The following is a 15274-nucleotide window of genomic DNA, read 5'->3' as shown; positions in this document are numbered from 1 at the left end:
GTCATGGTATCCGCCATAGCCTTCAGCGCCGATCCTTATCGATCTCCTGCTGCAATTCCATCAGATATTGGCCCGGCGTATAATTGCGGTTGGTAACGAGCAGCTGGACGTTGTCCCATGCCAGCAGTTGCGCTCTCGTGCTGAATCGGGCCTCGAACCATAGAGCGCCCTTCTTGACGTGATTGATCTTGTCTTGAACCATCTTCGTCAATGGGGAAACGTCTGCCGGCAGCGTATGCACATTAAATCCGGTAACCATGCCGAGCTCTCCCATGGCACGATCCCCGTATCGTTCGAACACGTATTTCATCCACTTGCCCACTTCTTCATTGTACGCCGACTTGGAAAACGAGGTGGTCAAACCCGCATTTACCGGATACTCGTCAAGCGTTCCCGAGCCGCCCTGAACCAACGGAATGCTGAAAAAACCGATTTGGTCGACGCCGATCTTATTGCGAACGGAATCGTTAAAATCCCGAAGCTGCCAGCTGCCCGTATATAACATTGCGGCCTTGCCCTGCAAAAACAGATCGACGGACGTTCCTAGATCGATCGTGTTCACCAAGGGCCCGAAATAACCGCTGAGGCCCATATTTTGCACGGTCTGGGCGGCCTCCAGAAAACCGGGACCGGTCAATTTCAACTCGTCTTTGTCCACGCGTTCCATCGCGTCGGCACCGTACATGCGAATGGCATACGCGTTAATCAACCTAGTGATGGGCCACTTCTCCTTGCCCGCGACGGAAAAAGGCTGGACCCCCTCCTGCTGTAGCATATGGGCGATCTGCAGCATTTCATCCCATGTTGTCGGCTCCTCCAAACGATACTTGGAGAATATCTCTTTGTTGTACCAGAACCCCTCGATATTCATTTCGAGCGGAAGCGCATACAATCCCGATTCATTCACATAAGCCTTCAGCAGGTCGACCGCGGCAGGATTTAAATTATCGATCATCCCGAGTTCGTTGAAGGTTTCCTCCAAATCTAGCGCGGAGTCGCTTCGAATAATATCGAGCAGCGGTTTTCCCGATTGGTAATTGAATAATTCCGGCAGATCGTTGCTGGCGGCCAGCAATTGCACTCTCTGCGTGAGGTCGCCTTCCGCTATGTTCTCGAGCTTGAACTGCACATGGGGGTGCTCGCTTTGATATTCCTTGGCGAGTTCGCCGATGATCCTGGAGCTTCCTTCGTTCTCCTTGATCGAGGTCAGATACAGGATAGTCGTGATCTCGTCCTCCGGCCGGCTCGGCTCTTCCTTCGAAGAAGCGCCGCATGAAGAAAGTATCGAGAGAGCCAGGCAAGCAAGCGCCCAACCGCGGACCAACACCCTTATCTTAGCGCTCATGACCCTCCCCCATTCGAACGGTATTGTCCCGGAGTCATGCCGGTCTGCTTCTTGAATACTTCGGAAAAGTGGCGCGCGTGGTAGTATCCGACTTTCTCGCTGATCTCATGGATAGGCAATCCTTCGTTCAAGAGCTCCTTGGCCTTCTCCATGCGGACCTTCGTCAAATACTTGATGTAGGATATGCCCATTTGCTCCTTGAACAACAGACTGAAATAGGTGGCGTTCATCTCCACATGGTCCGCGACTTCCTGTTGGGTTAAATCGCGCCCGAAGTGATCGCTAATATACCGGATTGCCTTTTCCACGGCCGAATGCTTGGACCGCTGACGCACTCCGATAATCCAATCCATGATCGTCTCCATTTCATGGCGAAGCCATGCCGCCATTTCATCCTGCGTCTGCATGTTACGCAGCTCAAGTTGCGGCAAATAACCGGCCGGTTTGATTTCCCCCGGATTACCGCCCGTCTCTTTTGCGACTTCCCAACCGTGGAACACCATTTTCAGCAATTCGATTTCGGCAACCTCGGGATCCAGTCTCTCGTTTCTAAACTCCTCGAGATAACCGTCCAGCTTCTTCATCAGACCTTCCTTATCCCCGACCCTCATGTCGAAGAGGACTTCTTCTTCCCTTTCGGAGAGATTGGGATTCACCGCGTGACTATCCCCGAGATCCTCGAAACGAATCCAGCCTTTCCCCTCCAAATATTTGCCGTATCGAAGCGCTCTTAACGCCTCCTTGTAGCTCTTGGGAGCGTCGGCCAAAGAAGAGTACGTACGCCCGGATCCGATTGCGGACTCGGACCAAGTTACCGAATCCTCCGTCCACTCTTGCGAAGTCGAATCGAAATGGAAAACGACGACGAGATTTTCGGAGCCGTTACGGATGGAAACCGTCCTATATGCCGTAGAAGCTCCGTTATCCAGATCGAACTCTCTATTTGAACAGGCCAGTACCGTAATCCCGGTCAACCGATAGGCATCCGGACCGAATTGTTCCGCCCAAGCCGCTTCTGCATCGGAACCTTGCAATAATAGATCAAGGGTCGTCTTCTCGAGAAGGCCCTGTTGCCATTTCTGCTTCAACGAAGATAGTTCATTTAATTCGGTGATCTTGTTAACCGCTTTTTGAATCCCTTCCCTGATCTTAGTAATCGTGACCGGCTTCTCAAGGTAATCGACGACGCCCAATTTGATTGCCCGTTTTACGTATTCGAATTCGTTATAGCCGCTGAACACGATGCACATCGTATCCGGACATTCCATGCGAATGATTTCGATCAGTTGAAGCCCGTCCATCCCGGGCATTCGAATATCCGTCATAACGATATCCGGTTTAAGCCGCCGAAATACTTCCAACGCGGAGAGTCCGTCCGCGGCCGTTCCGACTAGTTCCACTCCGTATTCCGACCAATCGATCAGCTTCTGCAGCCCTTTGAGCACTATGAACTCGTCGTCGAACACAACCGCCTTGAGCATTGTTCATTCCTCCCTTCTCTCGTTGTACGGAAACCGAAGTTCGATCATCGTTCCCGCGCCCGGCGAACTTTGAACCTTAAACGAGCTATTCGGACCATAATATAAGCGCAACCGTTCACGGACGTTCTGCATGCCGTATCCTTGCTCCGTTCGGGACAAATCCGCCATCCCCACCCCGTCGTCCGACACGGTGAACACAAGGAACTCGCCGTCTTTGCGACCGGTCAACGTAATCGTTCCGGGCCCCACCTTAGGCTCGAGACCATGATAGATGGCATTCTCGACAAGCGGCTGCAGCAGAAGCTTCATCATCTCGAATTGCATAATGTCTTCATCTACTTCTTCGACATATACAAACCGATTGTCGTATCGTAAATTTTGAATAATCATATAGTGTTCGATATGCTTCAGTTCCTTGAAGACCGGGATCGTTTCCCTTCCCTTGTTAAGGCTGAGCTTGAAGCTCTCGGAAAGCGATAACGCCATCTGGGCGATGTCCGTTTTGTCCTCGAGCATAGACATCCAATAGATAGAGTCCAACGTATTGTATAGAAAGTGAGGTTTTATTTGGGCTTGAAGCGATCTAAGCTCCGCCTCTCGCTCCTTCAACTGCGATTGAAGAAGCCGTTCGCTCAACTGCTTGTTCTCCAAGGTCATTCTTTGAAAAGTCTGGCCGATCGCCCCGACTTCATCCGCGGTGAAGGATTCGTTCGGCTCGCTTGCCGGATTGCCTTTAGCCCAATCCACGATCATTTTCTTCAGTTGCAGCAGGGGACGCGTAATGGTTCCCGATACGAAATAGGACACGAGCAGAGCGATTCCCGCGATCAGTGCCGCGATCAGCATCGTGATGGTGCCGATACGGTCAGATTGTTTCAAGAGCGCTTTGGTCTCCACGAAATGCACGAACATCCAGCCGCTCGTCGAATTGCGGTATTGGCTGTAGAGGTAGCCGGCTTGCTCGAAACGAGACAACGTGTCCTCTAGGCTCGACCCCACCCCGACGCTCTTGGTCAGCTCCGGACGATGATCATATACGACCACGGGCTCTTGCCCATCAGGATCCAATACCAGAAACCCGCTTTGATCGGTTTCGTTGACCGCCTGCCGAAATATCGTCTTCCGAATATTGATGACCAGCAACCCGATCATCTCTCCGCTTAGGCGGTTCGGATCCCTTAACAATTTGACGCTGGAAAAGGAGTTGCTCGATGTCGATTCCTCCAGTACGTTATAGCCGAAAAATACTTCTTTGCCTTTGGCGGACAAGCTCTGGGTATACCAATCGGTACCCGCGATCTGTCCGCGGGTAACATCGGTTCCGTACTTGCCGGCCTGCTCCGATCGCCCGTAACACACCGATTTGAAATTACGGTCGAACAGGCATATGGAATCGATATTCTGCGTATCGAACAAATTGGATACGACGATATTTTGCAGGCGGTTCGCCGTTCTTACATCCAGCACCTCTTGGTTACTGCCCTTGGCCTCTCCGCTCTGATAGAGCTCCTGCCTCAATGGCTCGTTGGACAAAATGATCCGGTTCATATTAATGATATTCCGGAGAAGAAGATCCGCCATTTCGCTCGATGTTTTTAAGTGGCCCTGATTCGTTTGGATATGGTTTTGGACGAGCGTTTCCTTGGCTATATTAAAGGAGACGTAACCCAGTACGAACAAGGGCGGAAGCGACACCAGAATCATGGCTGCGAGGAATCGGCTCCGTATTCGCGGCAAACGCATGTAATTAATCATTTCACGCCAATGGTTCACGATCATTCGCCCTTTTAATTCATTTCATTCATTCGGTCTTGAAGCAGAAAATAAAATTCCCTAAACCGCCAAGTCGTTTGTTAGGCAGATCAGGGAATCGTAGCACCAGATACTCCGGATATCAATCCCTATTTTAGACCAAAAGACAAGCATTCATAAGCGCCGCATTTTTTGGAAGACATCCGAATTTTTCAGGTCGGACCTCTTAGCGTTCCTACGCGACAAAACAAGGGACTGCATCAGCCCCTTGTTTTGGTTTGGTCTTTTATTTGATTTTGATGCTATCTATGCGAATATTGCCTTCTTGGAAAACCAAGAACAGATTCTGGCTGCCCTTATTCGCCGACTTAATCGGAACGGTAACTTCCTTGAAGCCGAGCTCTTGAACGGTTTGCCCGCCCCCGATTCCATAAGATACGGGAGCAGTGGAGCCGAAGCTCGCCGTGCCAAGCAGCGTACCCGACGGGGACCCTGCGCGCACCTCGATCTTCCCGGTCGGATTAGTTGTCGCCACGCGCATCGTAACGGATTTGGCACCGGTTAGATTCGCTTTCGGAATGCCTACGAAATCGCCCTTGGCCGTTGAAGTAACGGCATAGTATTGTCCCTTATATTTAGCCGTTCTGGCTTTGGAAACCTCGGAGCCGATAACGCCCTTGCTTGCGAAGGCGTGCTCCCACACGTTCGCTTCTTGATTCCGCTTAAGCTCGGAGATGGAATCGCCTTTAACCTCGACGGTTCGGCTAAGCAGAATATGACTTGAGGAACGGCCTACCATCACGTCATAGGTACCGGCCTCAACCGTATAATCTTGTTTGTTGACATCCCAGACCGCAAAATCCTTCGGATTGACCGTCAACGTCACCGCTACGGATTGTCCCGGCTTAATATTTTTGATCCGTTTAAATGCGGCTAACTGTTTCTTCGGAGCATAAGCGCCGTAAGCGGAATTGCGAGCATGCACGTATAGCTGGACGACTTCGTCGCTCGTCGTCTCGCCCGTGTTGGTTACCGTGAACTTAACGTTAAAAGTACGGTCGGATTTAACTGTCGAGGAACTTTCCATTTTGCTGTACTTGAAGTCCGTGTAAGTGAGCCCGTAACCGAACTCGTAGGTAGGCTTCTCTTCGGAATACAAGTAAGTCAATTTGGTTTGGATCGGATCCGAGATCGACATGTCTACGGTATATGCAGGATCGACTTCGCTTTGTTCTCCCGCCGTCAGCTTGGGAAGGGAGCTTGCGTCTTTCAGCCATGTGCCGGTCAACCGGCCAGCCGGCGCATAATCGCCGAACAGAACCTCGGCCAACGCCTTGTTATCATATTGTCCGCCGTACGAAGCATACAGAATAGCTGCCACGTTCTTATCGTCCTGAATGTCCTGAACAGCCAACGGATAGTTCGAATTGATGACGACGATCGTCTTGCCGGGGAACTGCGCGGCAGCATTGCGTACGAGCTTCGCCTGATCCGCTCCCAACTCTAAGCTGGAACGGTCGACGCCTTCCCCTGCTACGATTTTGGGACCTGCGCCTACGACGACAATAGCGTATTCGTTAGAAGCTTTCAATGCCGAAGCTTGCGCTCCCGGCTCTTCTAAGACGAATTCGGAGAACGCATAGTCCTTAGCATCCGCCGCCGATTTGAATTGATCTACCGTCGTGCCCGCCACTACGGCATTGCTGCCGTTTACGGAGAAATAATAACCTTCCGTCAACATGGACTTCTGGAACGGCACGTTGCTCGAGAAGCTCCAAGCCGGCAGAGCTCCGGTACGAATATTTTTCTGACCGTAAGCATTCGTCTCATAGCTGAAGTAGGATGGGAAATTGGTCGCGAACATATTCAGCGCAAAACCGCCTTCCCATGATTGGGACAGCATGTCTTTGCCGTTATTCTGAACCATCGCTTTGTCGCCGGCTAGGTCCTTATCGCCGTTCCCCGTCACCCAACTGTTGTTGGCGAGCGATTTGAAGCTGTACGCCCGATTGCCCCAATCCAACACTTCGAAAGCTTCATTCTCGCTCACGTATCCTTGCGAGCCAGGTAGCGGGTAGAACGATTTACCCGTCCCCGCCGCTGCTACCGAATCTGTACCTGCGGTAAGCTGCTGTCCGTTCCCGGAAGCCGCCGTCACGAATTTACCGGTTTTCTCCGATTTCAAAGCGATTTTCTTCGCACCGGAGTCGTAGGCCACTTGGTCCGCGCCGATTAAATGGCGAATGGCGGCAAGAGGCGTAGTTCCCGAGCCCTCGATCTTCGGCGTCTCGGATGCGTAGATATCCTTCAAGCGCGCATCCGCCAACTGTCCCATTACCGCTACTTTGGCGTTTTTGCTTAGAGGCAGCACGCTACCCTCGTTCTTAAGCAAGACAAGCCCTTCGCGCGCGGCCTGGAGGGCGACTTGTTGATGGCTCGCCGTATTGAAGTCCACCTTATTAACATCAACGGTCAATCCGGCGTAAGGATACCCTATCGGCAAGCCTTGAGCGGTCTTTGCATTGAAATAGCCGACGCGTACCCAGAGCTCTACTTGGGGGCGAACCAGTTCTTTAAGATGCTGGATCGTCACGCCGTAGAGCTTCTTATTAACGGCGTTCTTGTAATTGTCCGCCGTCGGGCTTCCCGCCTCCCCGGTCGCGGTGGAGTTATTCATATGCGAACCGGCTAGCAGCATCAGCCCGGCAAGATGGTCATTGTCAGGCACGTAGGTTTTGTCGTAGCCGTTGCCGTATTGCGTAACCATCAATCCGTCGCCGTTAAAGTCGGACACGTTAAACAACGAGAACGGAGCTTTGCTCTCCGCTCTGATCAATTCGGGAGAGATAGCGCCGGGAACGCCGTTCAGCGTCGCGTAGGAGCTCATGACCCCTTGGATCGAGCCGCTCTCGATAGCCTTGAAGAAGCCCGGCAATTGATACTCGTACAATCCGCGCGCTCCCGTATAATAGTTGCCCGTATTACGGTTCCATTCCGAATTGTAGGTCATATAGTGCTTCGTTCCGAGCTGGACTTTCAAGTAAAAGGGATCATCCCCTACGATCCCGCGGGCGAGCTTGTCAGCCAATACGCTCGTAAGAAACGGATCTTCGGCGAAACCTTCTTCATAACGTCCGCTAAGCGGATTGATGCGAACGTCCGCCACCGCGGAGAACATAAGCGGATTCGCATTGTCTAATCCGACCTGGCTTCTTTTTTCGTTTCCGAGCACGGTTCCGACCTGCTTCATCAGATCCTGATCCCACGATTGACCCAGATGCATCGTCACCGGCATATCCGTCGCTACGCCGTGCACATTGTCCGAACCTCCCGCCGCGCCGGCAGGCAACCGGTAACCGGTTCCGTCCAGAGTCACGCGTGGTTCCGTCGCCGTCTTCTGTGCCGCATAATAGGCCAGATCATCGATATTCATGTGATCCAATACATCATCCACAAAGGTTTTTAAGTCCTTAGGGTTACCGCTGAATACCGGGGTCACGGAAGTTGCCGTCTCAGCCCGGGCCCTGTCGGCGGGCGATACAGCGGAAACTAGAGGGATGCTAAGGCACGCGGCTAACGCTAGGTGAATCAAACGCTTGCCCATTGTTCTTGGTGCAACTTTGGAAGTCATCTTTTTTCCTCCTTGACTGAGAGTTCTTCCTAATCGTAAGCGCTTTCGACGCGCTTTATAAGACGGGCTTTTTTCTGATTCTTTCCTTATTTTTTGGGCAGAGCGAATCGGCCGGCTTTTTGGTAGAATGGAAGTTACGAGTCATAGAGCGGAGGAACCCAGTTGGACTATATTATTCTGGACATCGAATTCAACGGCCGAAAGTTCGCCAGCGACTTGCCGATGGAAGTCATCGAAATCGGAGCCGTGAGGTTGAATTCGGCATTGCAGCATGTAGACGAGTTTTCCTCGTTGATCAAACCCGTGTATTTTTCTAAGCTGAATAGCTTTATCAAGAAAAAAACGGGAATCCCGCAGGAGGACATCGACGTCGCTCCCGGTTTCCCGAAGGTAATCGCCGAATTCGAGCAATGGCTCGCCCGCAGCGAATCATTCATACTGGTTACCTGGGGCGGGGAGGACTTGAAGCGTATCGTGTTCGACACGAGAATGCACAAGCTCGACGATACGAACTGGATGGCTGCCTATTATTTCGACTTGCTTAAGGGTTTTCTGCGCTACAAGAAGGTTACGAACGATGTGAGCGTCGAAGCCGCCCTTCTCGATCTCGGCATTACCGCGGAAGGTTCGGCTCACCGGGCATTGGACGACGCGCGAATGACCTCCGAGGTGTTCCGGCGACTGTTCGGCGACCTGGATTTCGAGCTCAAGCAGCAATATAAGGACCAATTCTCCAACTCCAAGGAGCGCAGGATGATTAAGAACGCCGTTCGTTCGATGGTCTCCCAGAAGAAGATTCAGGAATGGGACGCGTTCGCGGAAAACTATCTGGCGGCGAGAATCGCTTTAACCGACGAGAGGAAAACGGCTGAGTTGAAGGAGTATTACTCGTCCGAGCTCGCGAAAGCGCGGCAACCTAAATCGGGGAGCTAGCGTCGTCATCGACGGAATGCTAAAAAGGCTGCCCTCTTATGGGACAGCCTTTTTTAATCGTATCGATGATCCATTAATAATGCGGTGCCGGTGGAGGAGGGAGTTGGTTCGGTTTCTTAGCGGCAGTCACCATGAGGAAAATACCGGTTAGAAGATGAAGAAGCCATCCTACGAACGGAATCCACGCTAATAAGGAAGTAATAATTCCCATTACGGAGCCATAGATCGGCTCTTTGTTCGAAGAAGAAAGAACCAGCGTTACAATGTGCAGGATCAACGTAATGACCAATACCGTATACCCTGACCCCATAACGACTAATGCCCCGATTAGAGGAATAGCTAAGAAAATCTCAATGGAACCCGTAATCCATTTTAGTACTCTGGAATTACTCAAAAAGAACTCCCCCTTGGGTATTTTATCCTATTATAAGGGGTATTCGACAAAATGAATATCCCAACATTTATTACCCATTCCTAGAAACACCCAAATTAACCATATTCGCGAACCGTTCCGGCTCATCAAGAGCAAGAAAAATAACGCTTACCTTTCGAGGAAGGAATAACAATCCCTCTACCGTGACCGGATGCTTAAGCTCGATTCGAACATTGGGCGTTCCGGCGATCGGCAGCGCGGCTTTCTTCTGCTCTTCGGGATCGGGTTGAAATTCCCGCGCGCTGGCGGCGTGGGATACTTCCTCAAGCGGAATATCGGCGCGAATCCGCAACCCATACCTCAAGCGAAGTTTATCGTCCGCTAACTTGACCGGTTGAAGAACGGACGCGCGGCAATCGCCCCAGATCAAAGCCAGCAACCATAAGTCCGCGATCGTTAGAATCCATGCCGCCCAGTGGGACCACGACTGGAGCAAGAGGTGAACGACGACACCTTCGATGAGAATGACTTTGGAGAGAATGGCGGCATAGAGTACCTGATTCGTATTCTTATGATAGGAGAACAATGCCTTATCGGCAGACTCCTCCTCCCGCTTTCTTCGCCAAGAGAACAGCAAGTAGTACATCATGCTCGCTTCGTGAAGGACCAACGATGCCAGTTTCCCCATGCCGATCCCTTCTTGAATCGCGATACGCAAAGCTTCCGCCGTATCTCTCTCCTCGCGCGCAACCTTTCGGAAGTTCCTAATCACGCGATAAGCGATCCGAGCTTCGTATCCGACAAAGGCGAGTTCGGCGGCGATCAGAAACAACTCAACGGGCCAACTCCCATTCCACGCCATGCTTCGCTGCGCAGGCGGAAGAATAAGCCACGCGGCCAATATTCCGATCATAGGCAATACGGCGATCGCGGCAATGGACTTTCCTTTGGGACGCAGAATAAGCAACCAATACAAAAAAGGAACGACCAGCGCGCAATCGACAAGAACGGCATACGCCAGCGTTGGATCTTCTTCTGCAGCAGATATCAGCCGAACGATGCTCAGGTCCGCCATGACGATGATCAACGCCATCAGCACAAACCAGAACGTCGATTTCCGGAGTTTATGAATACCCATAGAACGACTCCTTTCCGGATATGAAAAAAACCGGAAGCCCTAAAATAAGGTTCCGGTCTTCGGTCGGCTTATCCGAAAGAATAATTATTGTTAAAGCTCGAATAACCCGAATCCCAAAAAGCGATGGACGCGATAACGACAATCAGAATAATAATCGCGTAGAGCGCCGTCCCCACGATTCCGCACACAAGCCCGGCAATCGCCATTCCGCGCCCTTGCTCTTGATTTTTTTTGATTTCTTTAAGGGAAATAGCAGAAAAAACGATTGCGATAATCCCGACGATGAACCCGATATAAGGTAATATAATCGACAAGATCCCAAGCACTAGCGCAGCGATCGATTTGCCGTTTGTTTTCGGTGGCATGTAAGGTTGCGGAGGCGGTGGCGTAAATCCGTATTGCGGTTCTTTAAAATTTTGATCCAAGGAAGATCCTCCTAATCATGTCGAGTATCCCCATTATACCCTATTCCTCATGTCGCGGTAGACATTATTTTACATTATTCGCGTTGTTCATCCATTAGTAGCGGCGTCCCAAAAGCCTGAACTGAACCCTATCACGAACCCGATCAAAAAGCCGAGCACATAAAGGGAAGTCGCGACGATCCCGCACACTAATCCCGCGATCGCCATTCCTCGGCCTTTCTCTTGCCTATTCTTGATCTCTTTAAGAGATACAGCCGAGAATACGATCGCGCCGATCCCGATGAAGAAGCCGATATAAGGCAAAATGATGGATAATATCCCCAACACTAGCCCGGCAATAGATTTGCCGTTCGTCTTCGGCGGAACGTAAGTTTCGGTATGCGGAGAAAAACCGTACTGCGGTTCTTTCAAGTTGTAGTCCAAGGAAGATCCTCCTAATCCTGTATGCATTCTTCCATTATACTCCATTTGAAGAAGTCGGAGTACCATAAACGACTAGAAGGATCTTCGCTTGCTTAGCAGGCTATGACGTTTGCTCCGGAGGTCGCCAGCCCCGTTGAAGCTCGCCTATCGAGTAACCGAAATCCATCTGCAGGTGAGGATAATCGGGAAAACTCGCCCAATCTCCGCCCCAGCTGAACCCCAGCCTCTTGGCGATGGCCACCACTTCCATCCAATCCGACTTGCCGTTGCCGTTCCCGTCGTATTCCAAGTCCCATATCACTTTGCCCCCGGCGACTCCTAGCGCGAAATCGATCGCAAGACCGTAATTGTGGAAAGATTGCCCTCCCTTCACTTGCGTAACGATCGCTCCGCCATCGCTCCTCCCCTTCCGATACAAGGCATCCTGCTCTTCCGTGCTGCGAAAATCATCGGTGATAACTACGCGGATTCCTATTTTTTTGCTTTCGGCGATTAGTTTATCCTTATGCTCTGCAACGATCGGATGCAAGCCCGTGACGGCCTGAACCTCGCGAAACCATCCGATCGGAAGCCATCGTTGCAACTTTCCCGCGTCTGCCAGAAGGAGTATAGCCAGCATCGCGAATGCGGCCAACCACAGCCAGCTGCGGCGTTGACGGCTCATCGGCTTAGAACTGGAGCGCACTGCGGAAACCTCTTGATTCGTATTCATTTTTTAACCTTTGCCCTTTCAATTTAAAATATCGACTCTACTAATAGAGTATCCATTCTCTCAGGTTCATATCCTCTGTCATTCTACTCTGACACCCAAAGCCATTATACGAAATTAGTTCTTATGTTGCATAACGCGATAGGCAGAGAATCGAGGGGACGACTACCGGAGTTTCCGTTTTGGCGAAAAATCGTTAAAATAGAAAACAGCAATCGAACTCAGAAGGGAAATCAACGTACAATGATCATCAAACCAAGAACACGCGGATTTATTTGCACGACTGCGCACCCGCAAGGCTGCGCTGCGCAAGTACAGGAACAAGTAGACTACGTAAAAGCACAACCGGCGCTGAAAGGGCCACGCAACGTGCTCGTTATCGGAGCATCCGCCGGATACGGGCTAGCCTCCAGAATCGTTGCGGCTTTCGGCGCAGGCGCCAATACCGTCGGCATATACCGCCAAGGCCAACGCGCCGTAGACCGCCCGGCTTCCGCCGGCTGGTACAATTCGGCGGCATTCGAGAACGCGGCCCAACAAGCCGGGCTCAAATCGTATAGCGTAACCGGTGATGCCTTCACCGACGAGACAAAGCAAAAGGCGGTCGATCTCATCCGCCGCGAGCTCGGACAGGTAGATCTGGTCGTATACAGCGTGGCATCGCCTCGCCGAACGGATCCTAAGACGGGAATAACGTCCAATTCGGTGCTGAAGCCGATCGGACAGCCTTATACGAACAAAACCGTAAACTTCCATGACGGCGAAGTGAGTACGATCACGATCGAGCCGGCAACGGAAGAAGAAATTCGCGAGACGGTCGACGTCATGGGCGGCGACGACTGGCAATTGTGGATCGACGCGTTGCGGCAAGGCGGAGTATTGGCCGACGATGCGACCACGATCGCTTATTCCTATATCGGTTCGAAAATTACGAAAGACATCTACCGCGACGGAACGATCGGACAAGCCAAAGACCACCTTGAAGCTACGGCCAAGCAGTTGAACGAACAGCTCGGGGCAAACGGCGGACGGGCATACGTCACCGTCAGCAAAGCGCTTGTCACTCAATCCAGCTCGGCTATTCCGGTCGTGCCGCTATATATCTCCGCCTTGTATAAGGTCATGAAGGAAAAAGGCATCCACGAAGGGTGCATCGAGCAAACCTACCGCCTGTTCGCCGACCGTCTCTATTCGGAGGCGGGCGTCCCGGTCGACGAAGAAGGCCGCATCCGTATCGACGATTGGGAAATGCGGGATGACGTTCAACAGGAAGTCGCGAAAATCTGGGCCGATCTGACGACGGATAATATTAACCGACTGACGGATCTCGCAGGCTACCGACGCGAGTTCTTCCAATTGTTCGGATTCGAAACGGACGGCGTCGATTACGAAGCGGACGTCGACCCGAACGTAAGCATTCCGAATTTGAGCTAAGCCACGAACGACTAAGGCCGGGTATCCTCCGAGGAGGAACCCGGCCCTCTTGTTTCGCCGAATATGACTCGATTTATCCGGAGGATTACAACTCATATGAGAACTGTCCAAGGAATCGGCCTGACCTTGCTTATCGCTCTAGCGTCCGGCTATCTCTTCACGCTCGCGCATATCCCGATCCCCTGGCTGCTCGGGCCTATGATCGGAGTATGGTTAGCTAGCCGAGGGTCCGTTAAGCTCCATTGGCCGGGCTACTTCCAGAGCGCGGGACTCATTGTCGTCGGCTACGCCATCGGCCTCTCGTTTACGATCGCGACGCTTCGGGAAATCTCCCGTCAGCTGCCTTCGATGGTTTTGCTGACCTTACTATTGCTGCTCCTCTGCTCGCTCATCGCTTACGGCTTATCGAAACTGACGGGAATTCCTTTCCCGACCGCTTTGACGGGGAGCATTCCAGGCGGACTTACGCAGATGATCGCCCTCGCGGAGGAGACGAAAGGCATCGACATCACGGTCGTCGCTTTCTTGCAAGCTTCCAGGTTAATGATGATCGTCGTAGCCGTCCCTCTTATCATTTTCAGCCCGATAATCGGCTCGGCGCACCCGGCGCTTCCGGATTCGATCCATGCAACGGCGTCCGCGAGCTGGGGCGAACTTCTGCCCGATCTTATTCCCTATGCCATCGCCTGCACCATTTGCGCCATACTAGGCAAAAAATCCGTTTTCCTACCGCATATTTGTTAGTCCCGATGATCGTCGCCGCCGCGCTGCATCTATCCGGAATGCCGGGACCCGTATTGCCTTCGCAATTGATCGCGGCCGCGCAGTTAATGATCGGATGTTATGTGGGGTTGCTGCTGAAACCGGAGACTCTGCCGAACAAGCTTCGAATCGTCTCGCTTGCCGCAGCCAGCGGCGTTATTCTCGTCTTAGGCGCGGGCGGGCTAAGCTACCTGATGACGATGATGCACCCCGTCTCCGCCGCGACTTCGCTATTGAGTCTATCCCCCGGCGGGATGGATCAAATGGGCATCATCGCGCACGAGATCAACGCGAATGTCTCCATCGTCACCAGTTACCAGCTTTTCCGGACTTTCTTTATCTTTTTCGCCGTTCCGCCGTTGATTAGAATCCTCTTCAGGAAACTTGCCAAGAGCAACCCTTCTCCCGAACAATGAATACCTTTTCTTTAGGCGAAGCCGGCGCTCCTACTCCTAGGATTGCCGGCTTCGCGGCGTTGTGAGGAAAGTCACAGATAAATATTGCCATCCACGGTATAGATAGGTATACAGCTCCATTCTAGGGAGGCCCGTTCATGTGCTATGAAATCAGAGATATCGATCAGCAAATCGAAGTCGTGTTAACCGGAACGATCGGGGTTAAAGAAGCGACTTCCATCCGCCAGCATTTGTTCCCGCTGATTCAACGAGAATTTTCCGGAATCACCTTTCATCTCGAAGCGGTACCCGACATGGACAGCTCAGGTCTCGGATTATTGCTGGCCGTGCAGAAGATTTGTACTGATTTTCACGCGACGGTTACTTTCACGGGTATGCACGAACGGCTCCAAGAACGGTTAACCATGGCTGGCATCACATTCTGACAAACGACGCGAAGCCAGCAACAGAAA

At 51.9% G+C, this 15274-nt stretch carries 12 protein-coding genes and 1 pseudogene; 4 read left to right on the top strand and 9 right to left on the bottom strand.

The genetic code is table 11. The features are described 5' to 3' along the window. Positions 1-22 precede the first annotated feature (22 nt). The 4 genes from FPL14_RS15750 to FPL14_RS15735 form a co-directional block, all read right to left on the bottom strand. On the bottom strand, positions 23-1345 hold the full coding sequence (locus FPL14_RS15750; RefSeq protein ID WP_182298443.1) for an ABC transporter substrate-binding protein: 1323 nt from the start codon (positions 1343-1345) through the stop codon (positions 23-25). Next, on the bottom strand, positions 1342-2826 hold the full coding sequence (locus FPL14_RS15745) for a response regulator transcription factor (protein WP_182298435.1): 1485 nt from the start codon (positions 2824-2826) through the stop codon (positions 1342-1344). Before FPL14_RS15745 ends, FPL14_RS15750 begins: the two co-directional genes overlap by 4 nt. Before the next feature lie 3 nt (positions 2827-2829). Next, complete coding sequence (locus tag FPL14_RS15740) at positions 2830-4605, bottom strand: sensor histidine kinase (protein WP_407644620.1); 1776 nt, start codon at positions 4603-4605, stop codon at positions 2830-2832. Positions 4606-4864: 259 nt separating this feature from the next. Beyond that, positions 4865-8209: a glycoside hydrolase family 3 protein gene (locus FPL14_RS15735; RefSeq protein ID WP_182298431.1), complete on the bottom strand. Its 3345-nt coding sequence runs from the start codon at positions 8207-8209 to the stop codon at positions 4865-4867. 162 nt (positions 8210-8371) lie between these two features. On the opposite strand from FPL14_RS15735, the gene FPL14_RS15730 reads away from it, so the two are divergent. Beyond that, positions 8372-9142, top strand: a complete 771-nt coding sequence (locus tag FPL14_RS15730; protein ID WP_182298428.1) for a 3'-5' exonuclease — start codon at positions 8372-8374, stop codon at positions 9140-9142. Positions 9143-9215: 73 nt separating this feature from the next. Here FPL14_RS15730 and FPL14_RS15725 read toward each other — a convergent pair whose 3' ends face one another. The 5 genes from FPL14_RS15725 to FPL14_RS15705 all read right to left on the bottom strand — a co-directional run bounded on the left by FPL14_RS15725 (position 9216) and on the right by FPL14_RS15705 (position 12213). Beyond that, on the bottom strand, positions 9216-9536 hold the full coding sequence (locus FPL14_RS15725) for a hypothetical protein (protein ID WP_182298426.1): 321 nt from the start codon (positions 9534-9536) through the stop codon (positions 9216-9218). Positions 9537-9606: 70 nt separating this feature from the next. Continuing rightward, positions 9607-10653 (bottom strand): hypothetical protein, encoded by a 1047-nt coding sequence (locus FPL14_RS15720; protein WP_182298424.1) that lies wholly within the window; start codon positions 10651-10653, stop codon positions 9607-9609. A gap of 68 nt (positions 10654-10721) precedes the next feature. Further along, positions 10722-11018 carry a DUF4190 domain-containing protein gene (locus FPL14_RS15715; RefSeq protein WP_182304007.1) on the bottom strand — a complete coding sequence of 99 codons (297 nt, stop codon included), beginning with the start codon at positions 11016-11018 and terminating at the stop codon, positions 10722-10724. A 147-nt stretch (positions 11019-11165) separates the two neighbouring features. Beyond that, positions 11166-11501: a DUF4190 domain-containing protein gene (locus tag FPL14_RS15710; RefSeq protein ID WP_229263529.1), complete on the bottom strand. Its 336-nt coding sequence runs from the start codon at positions 11499-11501 to the stop codon at positions 11166-11168. A 100-nt stretch (positions 11502-11601) separates the two neighbouring features. Then, entirely contained in the window at positions 11602-12213 is a 612-nt protein-coding gene (locus FPL14_RS15705; protein WP_229263528.1) for a M15 family metallopeptidase, read from the bottom strand. A 240-nt stretch (positions 12214-12453) separates the two neighbouring features. On the opposite strand from FPL14_RS15705, the gene fabV reads away from it, so the two are divergent. From fabV to FPL14_RS15690, 3 genes and pseudogenes are all read left to right on the top strand, one after another. Continuing rightward, the gene (fabV, locus tag FPL14_RS15700; RefSeq protein WP_182298420.1) at positions 12454-13644 is read left to right on the top strand and encodes an enoyl-ACP reductase FabV; all 1191 of its coding nucleotides are present in this window, start codon (positions 12454-12456) and stop codon (positions 13642-13644) included. Between the two features lie 63 nt (positions 13645-13707). Then, positions 13708-14822, top strand: a pseudogene (locus tag FPL14_RS30790) (AbrB family transcriptional regulator). Positions 14823-14959: 137 nt separating this feature from the next. Continuing rightward, a complete protein-coding gene (locus FPL14_RS15690; protein WP_182298417.1) occupies positions 14960-15247 on the top strand; it encodes an STAS domain-containing protein in 288 nt (95 codons plus the stop codon). The last annotated feature ends 27 nt before the right edge of the window (positions 15248-15274 follow it).

This window comes from Cohnella cholangitidis (assembly GCF_014107495.1).
Lineage (GTDB): Bacteria > Bacillota > Bacilli > Paenibacillales > Paenibacillaceae > Cohnella > Cohnella cholangitidis.
This window is presented reverse-complemented; position numbering and strand designations above follow the sequence as displayed.